General features: G+C 44.8%; 10 protein-coding genes. 2 read left to right on the top strand and 8 right to left on the bottom strand.

Annotated features, from left to right (window positions below; all coding sequences use genetic code 11):
• Window positions 1–6: 6 nt before the first annotated feature.
• From HMPREF9944_RS11645 to fmt, 8 genes are all read right to left on the bottom strand, one after another.
• Entirely contained in the window at window positions 7–1593 is a 1587-nt protein-coding gene (locus HMPREF9944_RS11645; protein ID WP_008566534.1) for a peptide chain release factor 3, read from the bottom strand.
• 43 nt (window positions 1594–1636) lie between these two features.
• Window positions 1637–2509, bottom strand: coding sequence for a dTDP-4-dehydrorhamnose reductase (gene rfbD, locus HMPREF9944_RS11640; protein ID WP_008566533.1), 873 nt, complete (start codon window positions 2507–2509; stop codon window positions 1637–1639).
• A gap of 30 nt (window positions 2510–2539) precedes the next feature.
• Entirely contained in the window at window positions 2540–3091 is a 552-nt protein-coding gene (locus HMPREF9944_RS11635) for a DUF4924 family protein (RefSeq protein ID WP_008566532.1), read from the bottom strand.
• A 27-nt stretch (window positions 3092–3118) separates the two neighbouring features.
• Window positions 3119–3811, bottom strand: coding sequence for a LysE family translocator (locus HMPREF9944_RS11630; protein WP_008566531.1), 693 nt, complete (start codon window positions 3809–3811; stop codon window positions 3119–3121).
• Window positions 3812–3876: 65 nt separating this feature from the next.
• The gene (locus tag HMPREF9944_RS11625; RefSeq protein WP_008566530.1) at window positions 3877–4857 is read right to left on the bottom strand and encodes an ROK family protein; all 981 of its coding nucleotides are present in this window, start codon (window positions 4855–4857) and stop codon (window positions 3877–3879) included.
• Between the two features lie 101 nt (window positions 4858–4958).
• Window positions 4959–6734: a chloride channel protein gene (locus HMPREF9944_RS11620; RefSeq protein ID WP_008566528.1), complete on the bottom strand. Its 1776-nt coding sequence runs from the start codon at window positions 6732–6734 to the stop codon at window positions 4959–4961.
• Between the two features lie 25 nt (window positions 6735–6759).
• Window positions 6760–7329, bottom strand: coding sequence for an L-threonylcarbamoyladenylate synthase (locus HMPREF9944_RS11615; protein ID WP_008566527.1), 570 nt, complete (start codon window positions 7327–7329; stop codon window positions 6760–6762).
• A gap of 66 nt (window positions 7330–7395) precedes the next feature.
• Window positions 7396–8376, bottom strand: a complete 981-nt coding sequence (gene fmt, locus HMPREF9944_RS11610; RefSeq protein ID WP_008566526.1) for a methionyl-tRNA formyltransferase — start codon at window positions 8374–8376, stop codon at window positions 7396–7398.
• Window positions 8377–8725: 349 nt separating this feature from the next.
• Between fmt and HMPREF9944_RS11605 the strand changes: the two genes are divergently transcribed.
• Complete coding sequence (locus HMPREF9944_RS11605) at window positions 8726–10666, top strand: ABC-F family ATP-binding cassette domain-containing protein (RefSeq protein ID WP_008566525.1); 1941 nt, start codon at window positions 8726–8728, stop codon at window positions 10664–10666.
• Window positions 10667–10683: 17 nt separating this feature from the next.
• A complete protein-coding gene (locus tag HMPREF9944_RS11600; protein WP_044113713.1) occupies window positions 10684–12714 on the top strand; it encodes a M13 family metallopeptidase in 2031 nt (676 codons plus the stop codon).
• Window positions 12715–12976: the final 262 nt, after the last annotated feature.

Raw genomic sequence — 12976 nt, 5'->3', positions numbered from 1 at the left:
AATAAATCAGAATTCACTCGTAAAGTGGAACCTGATGTTTTTGAAATCTTGCTGTGCCATTGACAAGACATAGCCACTATCGGCAAGGAACACATCACGTCCTTCCGTATCTTTGGCCATATACTGATATTTCCGCTTCTTGAAATTATCCAAGTCCTCTGCGTCACTCGCTTCAACCCAACAAGCCTTATGCAAGTGAACGGGCTCCCAACGGCATTTGGCATTGTATTCATGTTCTAAACGATACTGAATAACTTCGAACTGTAACTGACCTACCGTCCCGACAATCCTGCGACCATTGAATTGATTGACGAACAACTGAGCGACACCCTCGTCCATCAACTGCTCAAGTCCTTTCTGGAATTGTTTGCTCTTCATGGGATCATCATTTTCTATATACTTGAACAGCAATGGAGAGAAACTGGGTAAGCCACGGAAATGAAGCAGTTCGCCTTCTGTCAACGTATCACCAATCTTGAAGATACCGTTATCCGGAAGACCAACGATATCACCGGGATAGGCTTCTTCGACAGTGCTCTTACGTTGTGCCATAAACTGAGTAGGCGAAGAGAACCGAACCGTCTTACCCTGACGTACATGCAGATAAGGTTGATTACGGACAAACTTGCCTGAACATACTTTACAAAAGGCGATGCAACTGCGATGATTGGGATCGATATTAGCTGTTATCTTGAAGATAAATCCCGTGAATTTCGATTCTGTCGGCTCAACCATACGCTCTTCGGCCTTGGTTGGCTTTGGACTCGGAGCTATATCAACAAAACAGTTCAATAGTTCTTGGACACCAAAGTTATTCAAAGCAGAGCCAAAGAAAACCGGTGCTACCTCGGCATCACGGTAGGTCTCTTTGTCAAAAGCCGGATATACGCCATTGACCAATTCAAGGTCGTCGCGCAGTTGTTGTGCTTCACGTCCGCCTACCTTCTCTTCAAGTTCACCCGATGCAATATCAACTGTTGCTTTCTCTGTTACACGCTGCTTGTTTGGCGTGAAGAGATTAAGCTGCTGTTCATAAATATTATATACACCCTTGAAACGTTGACCTTGACCGATGGGCCATGACAACGGGCGTACCTTGATTTGTAATTCTTCTTCGAGCTCATCAAGCAAATCAAACGGATTACGACCTTCACGGTCCATCTTATTGATAAAGATAATTACCGGAGTATTACGCATACGACACACCTCCATCAGCTTCCGGGTTTGTGCCTCTACTCCCTTTGCACTATCAACTACAATGATGGCTGAGTCAACAGCCGTCAATGTTCGATAAGTATCCTCGGCAAAATCTTGGTGTCCAGGTGTATCAAGGATGTTGACCTTATAGGTATCTCCGATTTCGTCATCAGGAAGATAGTCAAATTCCATTACAGATGTAGACACTGAGATGCCACGTTGCTTCTCAATATCCATCCAATCTGAGGTGGCTGTCTTACGAATCTTATTACTTTTTACAGCACCGGCAACCTGTATCTGCCCACCGAAAAGCAAAAACTTCTCTGTCAATGTCGTTTTACCGGCATCCGGATGAGAAATAATAGCAAAAGTTCGCCTTCTTTGTATTTCGTTCATAGCTATAATCCTGATAATCTGCTTAACTTTTTACATTGACATTTCAGACCAGCTCAGCCATACATTTCTTCAGACTATCTGTCCAATATGGGATTTTAATGCCAAAGGTCTCTTTGATTTTAGTCTTGTCAAGCACTGAATAGGCAGGTCTAATAACCTGACTCGGAAATTCATTACTATGACATGGCTGTATATCACAATCTATATGGCCTGCAATTTCTGCAATTTTCTTTGCAAAATCAAACCATGAGCAAACACCTTCATTGCTGAAATGATATATTCCTTCATTGCCATCAAGTTTACGATTCTCAATGATATAGAAAATTACATCTGCCAAATCACCGGCATAAGTCGGTGTCCCACATTGGTCGAAAACTACTTTTAACTGAGGTTTTGTCGCAGTCAAGTTCAGCATTGTCTTGACAAAGTTATTTCCAAATTCAGAGTAAAGCCAGGCTGTCCTGACAATAAGATGTTTTACACCAGTAGCTTGAATTCTTTGCTCTCCATGCAATTTGGTCAAACCATAAATACCCGTAGGAGTCCCTTTTTGTTCTTCCCTGCAGGGTGTATTATAGGGATTATCTCCAAAAACATAGTCAGAACTGATATGAATTAAAGATCCACCAACATCTTTCATTACTTTTGCCAGATTCTCAGGTGCCGTTGCATTCAATATTTCAACTATGTCACCAGCTGTTTCCGCTGCATCAACATTCGTCCATGCTGCACAATTAATGATACATTTCACATCATACAGCCTCACAGTTTCACGAATATCACCAAGATTAGTTATATCTAAATTCTGATAGCCCTCACAAATATCTGTGAAGATATAATTGTCGTGCCCATTCTTAGAGACCTGCTGCATCTTATGGCCCAACTGTCCATTTGCACCCGTAACTAAAATATTCATATATCAGCCATTTTACGTTATGATACAAAATTATTCATCACCAAAGTTCAGACCTTCTGTCTCATCTTCTATATAATAATCACTCAAAAGACCAATAAAGGTAGAGATTTCCTTGATAGCATGTTCGGTATCCGGTGACACATCCTTCTGCTGCATTCGCAACACCATTATTCCATAAAGTGCATCCAAACAAATTTCTATCTCACTCACTTCCTTATTTCCCTTATTACGTAACTCAACAATAAAAGGAAGGACCTTGTAATATTCAGCATTATAGATAGGAAACTTATTACTCTGCAATAGTCGATTGTGAAGGTCGAGCAAATCTTTGATTATGATTGTATTGACATTTAAATGACCTTGCTCACGCTTTCCTTCTTCATTCATCATGCGAATAAGATTACCAAACCAATCTAATTCAGCCTCTTTCTGCTCATTTGTATAACCGGAAAACTTACTGATATATGCTTTTCGGATCAATGGAAGGGAACAACCCATTGCACGAATTATATCTTCCATCTGCCACATATATAATAGATATTCAGCAATAGACTTCTTTCTTAATTCTTTTGCTATAAACATTTCTTTACTTTTTGTTGTTTAATAAGCTTATCTTAAAGATGCAAGCTCCGGAAGATGATATAAATTAAAGATTGTACCGATAAGAGCTATCAGTGAAAAGATGATGACTACACTACCAATTACCTTGTTTATAATGACGATTCCATTATCATCAAATTTCGTTCTAATTTTATCGACAAGCCATGTTAACCCATACCACCACAACAATGCACCAAATAACACACTTGCATACCCTATACACATTTCTATCTTATGATCAGGTATTACAAAAGCAAAGAGAGCAAAGAGCATCATGAAGTATGGAACAATTAATAAATTACTAAATGTAACTGCAAAAGCTGTCAAAGCATTATGCCACAACGTACCTCGTCCGTTCCCATTACTTGGATGAGCGTTTTGCATAGGATTGCTGCGATAACTATAAATCCCAAATAGCAATATTAGCACTCCACCAAAAATCTGAAGATAGAATTTTGTGTTAGGATTATTAACAAAATCAATAACAAAACTCATTCCCACCCCCGTTAATACCGCGTAGATTAAATCACTCATAGCTGCACCAACCCCTGTGACAAAACCAAACCAACGACCTTTCTTAAGGGTACGATTGATACAAAGTATACCTACTGGTCCCATTGGTGCAGATGTAAGAATTCCGATCAAGATACCCTTGAATATGAATTCCAAAATATTTATCTGAAAAGGAAATGACATATCCATAACAGGGTACAAAGTTAAACAAAAAAGGGCAGATTACAAAAGTCATCTGCCTAAATATGAAAAAATTATAATTCCCAACCAATTGCACTGGCACCAAGAACTGCCGCACTTGAACCTTCTAAGCCACTGATCAAAAACTTAGCTTTATTCTTAAACACTGGAAGTATATGTCTGTTATAACTTTCAACAAGCGGTTTCATCAGCAAATCACCTGCTTTGGTCAAACCTCCAAAGAAAATGAATGCCTCCGGACTTGAGAACACTGCAAAATTCGCGCAAGACTCTCCAAGCATTTCTCCTGTAAATTCATAGACACGATTTGCCAAAGCATCACCTTTACCCGCAGCTATACTGACATCCAAGGATGTAATGTCATCTGCATTCATATCACGAAGCAGAGATGGTTCATCACTGGTGCTGAGGAATTCACGTGCCGTACGAGCAACGCCCGTTGCTGAACAGTAAGCCTCCAAGCAACCCTTACGCCCACAACCACAAAGTCGGCCATCATTAGGTCGCATTGTCGTATGCCCCAACTCACCAGCAAAACCATCGCTGCCATAAACCATCTGACCATTGATAACAATACCCGAGCCAACACCTGTTCCCAAAGTTATAACGATGAAGTTCTTCATACCACGTGCTACACCGTAAGTCATCTCTCCGATAGCCGCTGCATTCGCATCATTGGTAAGTCCCACAGGAATACCACCCAACCGTTTACTGAACATCTCAGCCAAAGGAACAATACCACTATGCCCCCAAGAAAGATTTGGAGCAAATTCTATTGTGCCCGTATAATAATTGCCATTTGGTGCACCAATGCCCATCGCCTTGATTGTATCAATTCCGCCAACCTGATCTATAATGATGTTCAGTGCTTCAACAGCAGCATTAACATAATCTTCTACTTTTTCATAGCCCTGTGTCTTTATTGCAGTGGTTGCCTTAATCTCTCCACGGGAATCCACAATACCAAATACAGAGTTCGTACCGCCTAAATCAAGCCCGATTACATACGGTTTAATAATTTCATTCGTAGCCATATTCTTACATTAAATAGTATTTTTCAAAATTGATAGTGATAAACTACAGACAAAGATATCATATTTCCATGATTTTTGCAAATTTTTCCTTGACAAATTTATCACTCGGAACTAAAGTCTGCCACTAGATGTCTATACATGCTATACATACGTGTTCTTGATACATAGCCTTTCAGACGATTATTTAAGTCGACTACGGGCAGATAATTACAATTGGCAGCCTCGAATTTATGCATCACATCTATCATTTTATCCTCCTTGACCAGCGTTGTTGGCACCGGAGTCATAATATCTTTGACCGTGAAACGATTATACAATTCCGACCGAAACATAATATGACGTATCTTGGTAATATCCACTTCTCCAAGCAAAGTCCCTGCATTATCCAAGACAGGCAGAAAACTGGTATGACTTTTACTGATGGCATTGATCAACTTGCCAAGTGGCATATCAGGAGTAACCGATGTAAATTGCCGATCGATGATACTATCTAAACTCATCAATGTCAGAATAGCCTGATCCGTATGATGTGTCAGCAATTTACCTTCGCGGGCCAAACGCATTCCATAAATACTATGCTGCTCAAAAACATTAATCGTTAAATAAGCACAGATACAAACTATCATCAATGGTATGAAGAGTTGATAACCTCCCGTTAGTTCTGCAATCAGGAATATACCAGTGAGAGGAGCCTGCATTACTCCGGCCATTACCCCGGCCATACCCATGAGTGCGAAATTCTTCTCAGGAACATAAACTCCCACTTGATATATATTCCAAATACGGGCAAAGAAGAAACCAGCAAAGCCCCCAATAAACAATGAAGGAGCAAAAGTTCCTCCACAACCTCCGGCTCCATTGGTTGCCGACGTTGCAAATACTTTAGTGAGGACAACTAGTCCTACATACACTACCAACAGATTGCCATGCCCATAAAACATTGATCCGTTCATCACTTGTCCCCAATCGTCTATGGTCTTCCCGTCCAAAAAAATATTGATAGCACTATATCCCTCGCCATAGAGCGACGGAAACATGAATATCAGTACGCTCAACATTACCCCACCAATGATAAGCCGCAGATAAGGAAAACGCTTCATGCCCGCAAACATGTTTTCACACACCGTCATTGTACGCATGAAATAAAGACCGACAAGCCCACAAAAAACGCCTAATATAATATATGGTGGGACGCGTTGGATATCCCATGCCGTATCCATATGATAAGTGAACAGCGAATCACTACCTACGAAAATATAACTAAAACATGTGGCAGTGACGCTCGCTATCAATATCGGAAGCAATGACGCCATTGTCAAATCGAGCATCAACACTTCAAGCGTGAACACCAAACCTGCTATCGGTGCCTTGAAAATACCCGCTATTGCAGCTGAAGCACCACAACCCACCAACAACATCACCGTACGAGGTTCCATCTTGAAGAGCCTTCCCAAACTGCTACCTATGGCCGACCCAGTGAGCACAATAGGAGCCTCAGCTCCCACCGAACCACCAAATCCAATGGTTATACTGGAAGCAATGACCGATGTCCAACAGTTATGCGCTTTCAATTGAGACCGCTTGGTGGCAATGGCATAAAGCACTCGTGTGATACCATGCGAGATATTATCCTTGACAACATACTTGATAAACAGTGATGTCAAATAGATACCCACAATAGGGAAAATCAAATAAAGCCAGTTAAAGGTCGTAGTATCGAAACCAGCTGTAAGCAACTGCTGAATTTCCTTGATGATACTATGCAGCACAAAACCTGCCACTGAAGCAAAAAGACCTATGACGAAGGACAAGATGAGCGTCAGCTGTCTGTCTGACAGATGCTCCTTGCTCCATTTTCTCAAATCAGAAATCTTCAATTCTAAAACCTGTTTGTTTACAAAACTATTTTCGGATTACAACAACCTCTCCGTTTCTCCCCAGTTTGACAATCGAGCTCGGCGTATGAGGCTTATGCTCCTGCCGGCGACTCCAACACACATAATCGACAGCATTGAGTATAACATCGCTGATATCTTCATAATTAGAGGCAGCAGGTTCGCCGCTCACGTTAGCACTAGTACTGACAATCGGCTTTTGGAATCTATAACAAAGTTCTTTACTGAAAGGCTCCGACGTGATGCGCATTGCTAAACTTCCATCTTCAGCCACTAAGTTTTCAGCCACGTTCACCGCATCATCCAAAATCACAGTCGTAGGTTTCATGGCAGCTTCCAATAAATCCCAAGCCACATTAGGCACGTTTCTGAAATAACGTTGTAGGCGTGCTTCCGAGTCAACCAAGCAGATCAGTGCCTTTGAATCATCGCGCTGCTTAATGGAATAAACCTTGGCCACCGCTTCCTTATTAGTTGCATCACAGCCAATTCCCCATACCGTATCTGTCGGATAAAGAATCACGCCGCCTTTTCGCATACACTGAATGGCCTTCTTGATATCTTCTTCTCTTGTCATTATTCGGGTTTTGTTCTTCAATTCGCAAAAGTAACGTTTATTTTCCGGTTTTCCAAATTCCACGTCCTACTTTGTAAGTATCCGAAAAGATTTATCGCGCATTCCATTCAGGAAATCACGTGCACACATACGCTTCTTTCCGGCCATCTGCAGTTCTAAAATCTCCAACCACGCATCTCCACATCTCACGTAAAGACGATTCTTCTCGCTCCTCACCGTGCCGACTTCGGCTTGCATGTCCTCGCTTGTTTTCGCGGTCTTGAATATCTTGAGCACGGATTGTTTCCCATTCTCTTCCATATTCGTCCAACTTCCGGGATAAGGACTCAGTCCCCGAATGAAATCATAAACTCTCTTTGCCGGCAGATTCCAGTCAATCAAACAGGTTTCCTTGAATATTTTTGGTGCCGGTTTCAATTCATTCGCGGCAGACAATGCCAAATCTGCCTGCTCGATACCGTCTATTTTGCCACCACATTCAAGTATTTCATCAATGGTTTCAATTGCAACATCGGCTCCTAAAGTCATCAATCCGTCATACACATACGCCACATCTGCTTCGTCAGGAATCGGGAAACGCCTTTGCATGATGACGCGTCCCGTGTCAATATCCTTGTCAAGGAAGAAGGTTGTGACGCCCGTTTCGGTCTCCCCGTTGATGACAGCCCAATTGATCGGCGCAGCCCCTCTGTATTGCGGCAACAGTGCTGCATGCACATTGAATGTGCCGAAACGGGGCATATTCCATACCACTTCGGGCAGCATGCGATATGCAACCACCACTTGTAAGTCGGCTTTATAGCCTCGCAGTTCTTCGACAAAAGCAGGGTCTTTCATTTTCACGGGCTGCAACACCGGCAACCCATGTGCCAAGGCAAACTGCTTCACCGCCGAAGGCTGTAGCTGTTCTTGATGGCGACCTACCGGTTTGTCGGGTTGTGTAACTACGGCCACCACGTTATATCCGCCTTCTACAAGTCGTCGAAGCGTTGCCACGGCAAATTCAGGTGTGCCCATAAAGACTAATCTCAATTCTTCTTTTTCCATTCCATTCGTCGTTTGTCACGCAAAAGTAATAAAATTCTTCTGATATCCCTAACATTCATTCGTCACTTTTAAAACTACGATCGTCCAACACGGCAGATGATAGTAAAATAGAAAAAGAATGCTCTTCGCCCGCGGGCGAAGCTAAAAAATGCAAAAAGAACGCTCGTCGACCGCGGGCGAAGATAAAAAAAGTAAAAGAAACGTTCGTCACCCGTGGGCGATGATAAAAAAATGTGAAAAGGAACTATCTTCCTCCATGGATGACGAACGAAAAATAAAAACAAGACGATTTCTTTGCCATATTATTGATAATGCATACCTTTGCATGCGCATAACAAATGAGATTGAAATGATTTCCGTAGAAGGTTTAAAGGTTGAATTTGGTGTAAAACCATTGTTTGTCGATGTCAGCTTTGTCGTGAACGACCGCGACCGAATAGCACTCGTCGGGAAGAATGGTGCCGGGAAATCCACCATGCTGAAAATCCTCAGCGGCCTTCAACAGCCGACGGACGGCATCGTTTCCATTCCCAACGACACCACAATCGGGTATCTTCCGCAGGTGATGAAACTTCAGGACGACACTACTGTAAGGGAAGAAACGCGCAAGGCCTTTTCTGATAATATGAGAATGAAGGCCCGACTGGAAAAGATGCAACAGGAGATGGCCGACCGCACGGATTATGACAGCGACGAATATATTGCGTTGGTAGAAAGGTTCACGCAGGAGCATGAACGCTATATGATGCTGGGCGGCGAGAACTATGAGGCGGAAATCGAACGTACGCTGACGGGGCTCGGCTTTACACGCGATGACTTTGAGCGTCCCACGAAAGAGTTTTCGGGCGGGTGGCGCATGAGAATCGAACTGGCCAAGATACTGCTCCGCAAACCGGATGTGCTGCTGCTCGACGAGCCGACCAACCATCTCGACATTGAGAGCATTCAATGGCTGGAACAGTTTCTGGCGCAGAGTGCAAGTGCTGTGGTGCTGGTGAGCCACGACCGTGCCTTCATCAACAACGTGACCAACAGAACATTGGAAATCACCTGCGGACATGTGGAAGATTATAAGGTGAAGTATGACGAATACCTCGTACTGCGCAAGGAGCGTCGCGAACAGCAGCTGCGCGCCTATGAGAATCAGCAAAAGGAAATTGCGGACACGAAGGCTTTTATAGAAAGGTTCAGATATCAGGCCACGAAAGCCGTGCAAGTGCAGCAACGCATCAGGCAGTTGGAAAAAATTGTCCCGATAGAGGTAGACGAGGTCGACAACAAGGTGATGCACTTGAAATTCCCCCCTTGTCTGCGCAGCGGAGATTACCCTGTCATCTGCGACGAGGTCGGGAAGAGCTATGGCGACCACCTTGTCTTTGAACATGTGACGCTTACCATCAAGCGAGGCGAGAAAGTGGCTTTTGTCGGGAAGAACGGTGCTGGAAAGTCTACGCTTGTGAAATGTATCATGGGCGAAATCCCTTTCACGGGGAAACTGAAGATAGGGCATAACGTGCAAATCGGCTATTTTGCCCAGAACCAAGCACAGCTCCTTGACGACACCCTTAGCGTTTATGACACAATAGACCAAGTGGCAACGGGCGACATGCGGCTGAAGATTAACAACCTGCTTGGTGCCTTTATGTTTGGCGGTGAGGTCTCCGATAAGAAAGTAAAGGTCTTGAGCGGTGGAGAACGTAGTCGTTTGGCAATGATAAAGCTGTTGCTTGCGCCTGTGAACCTGCTGATACTCGATGAGCCTACCAACCATTTGGACCTTCCTTCCAAAGACGTATTAAAAGAAGCCATCAAGGCTTTTGACGGAACGGCGATTATTGTCAGCCATGACCGTGAGTTCTTGGATGGCCTTGTTGACAAGGTGTTTGAATTCGCCGACGGCAAGGTCATTGAACATTTGGGCGGAATTTATGATTACCTGCGCGTGCATCATGCAGATACTATTCAGCAAGCCGTGGACGGGCAGATCGAGGAAAAGGTGCCTGAAAACAAAGTGACGGCAGAAAAGGTTGGTAAACCGAGTTACTTGGAGCTCAAAGAACTGCAAAAGAAAATCAATAAGATGGAACGTTCTGTGAAGGAAAGCGAGAAGCGGATCACAGCCATGGAAAAGCGAATCAAAGAACTTGATAGCTTGCTGATGGACGCAAAGAACGCCTCTAACATGGAACTGGTCACGGAATACACTTCCGTCAAACAGAAAATCGACGAAGAGAACGAACGATGGTTCATGTTCTCCGAATCGCTAAGTGAATTGAAAAATAATGTCTAACATATTAAGTTATAAGCATGAAAATAAAGAAAATTATTCCGATGATGATGGCAATTGCTCCTATTATGGGAACGGCACAAGACCAATCGGGGCTCTACGAAAAGAACTTCGACAGGTCGGTGCGCCCGCAAGACGATTTTTATCGATTTGCCACCGGTGGTTGGCAAAAGAACAACCCGCTCCCTGCGGCATATAGTCGTTTCGGCAGCTTTGACCAATTACAAGAGGATAACAACAAACGTATCAACACCATTCTTGGGGAACTGCAGAAAAAGAAGTACAAGCAGGGAACCATTGAGCAGAAACTTTCTGATTTCTACAAGCTGGCTCTTGACGTCGAGCGTCGAAATAAATCCGGCATCGCACCCGTCAAGGGATTGTTGGAGGAAATCGAAGGCGCCAAAACCATTAAAGAACTCCGTGCGCTGCAGTTGAAATATGCCGCCCAAGGCTATGGCGTGCAGTATGCTGCAGGCTTTGGAGCCGATGAGAAAGACGTGAGGAACAATATTCTGAATATCTATCAGAGTGGACTGACGCTCGGCCAGAAAGATTATTATCTCAATAACGACTCTGCGACCGTAGCTATCCGTGAGGCGTATAAGAAATATATCGACCGCATGTTCCGTCTTTACGGTTTCAGTGAGGCCGAAGCCGAGCAGCGCAGCAACGACCTGTTCCGCCAGGAAACGCTCGTAGCTTTGATTTCCAAGAGCATGACCGAACTGCGCGACCCGCAGGCAAACTACAACAAGATGTCGTTGGCGGAGCTCAAAGCCGATTACCCAAATATTCCCATCGAGCAGCTTGCCAATGCCGAGGGCATCAAGTCTGAATATATCCAGCATGTCATCGTCGGTCAGCCTGCGTTTATGACCGGACTCGACAAACTCGTTTCGCTTCAATCGGTCAATGATGTCAAGGCACTCATGGAGTGGGACGTCATCAGCAGGAGTGCGAATTATCTCACCGACGAGATACGCGAGGCCAGCTTCGACTTCTTTGGCAAGACCATGAGCGGACGCAAGGAGGATTATCCGCTTTGGAAGCGCGCCACCAATCAGGTGGAAGCACAGATGGGCGAAGCCTTAGGCAGAATGTATGTCAAGCGTTACTTCCCCGAATCGTCTAAAAAGATGATGCTCGAACTCGTGAACAATCTCAAAGTGAGCCTCGGCGAACGTATCGATGCACAGACATGGATGAGCGACGCAACGAAGCGCAATGCGCATGCCAAGTTGGATAAATTCTACGTGAAAATAGGCTATCCCGATAAATGGACCGACTACAGCCGACTCACAATCGACTCGGCGAAGAGCTATTATGAGAACGTGATGGCCTGCCGCCAGTTTGCCCACGACAAAGAAATCGCAGACAAGGCCGGAAAGCCCGTCGACCGCGAAGAGTGGGGAATGACGCCCCAGACGGTGAATGCCTACTACAACCCGACGACAAACGAGATTTGCTTCCCCGCCGGCATTCTGCAGTATCCGTTCTTCGACCCCAAGGCCGACGAAGCCTTCAACTACGGTGCCATCGGCGTGGTCATCGGACATGAAATGACCCACGGATTTGATGATCAAGGTCGGCAATATGATGCAGACGGAAACATGAAAGACTGGTGGACGGCCGACGATGCCAAGGGCTTCGAGAAACGGGCAAAGCTATATTCCGATTTCTTCGACGGCATAGAAGTGCTGCCCGGCCTCCACGCCAACGGAAAATTCACGTTGGGCGAGAACCTTGCCGACCACGGCGGTCTGCAGGTTGCCTACCATGCGTTGATGAATGTCATGGCGAAGAAGCATTTGAAAGACAAAGACGGATTTACACCCTTGCAACGCTTCTTCCTGGCCTATGCCGGCGTCTGGGGACAGAACATCACCGAGAAAGAGATACGCAACCGCGTGAAGCGCGACCCGCATTCATTGGGCGAATGGCGCGTGAATGGTGCACTGCCCCACATTGATGCCTTCTACAAAGTGTGGAACGTGAAGCCGGGCGACAAGCTTTATTTGCCGGAGTCAGTACGTCTGCAGCTTTGGTAAAAAAGAGCCCACCAAAAAGCCTCCCTAACACTCACCTCAGAGACCTCCCCCGCCCCCTCCGAAGGGAGGGGAGTAGAAGCCTCTCCCCCAGCCCCTCTCCCAAGGAGAGGGGAGAAGCCCACCCCTAACCCCTCCCGAGGGAGGGGAAAATATGCAAATAGACCTTGCGAACATTTTAGTTCACAAGGTCTATTCAATTCATAATGACATTATCTATCATTGCCCGCAAGCTCGGTCTCCCCCTCCTTCGGAGGGGGTTGGG

Source organism: Segatella maculosa OT 289, assembly GCF_000243015.1.
Taxonomy (GTDB): Bacteria; Bacteroidota; Bacteroidia; order Bacteroidales; family Bacteroidaceae; genus Prevotella; species Prevotella maculosa.
Note: the sequence above shows the minus strand (reverse complement) of the source record. Positions and strands in the feature narration are given on the sequence as shown.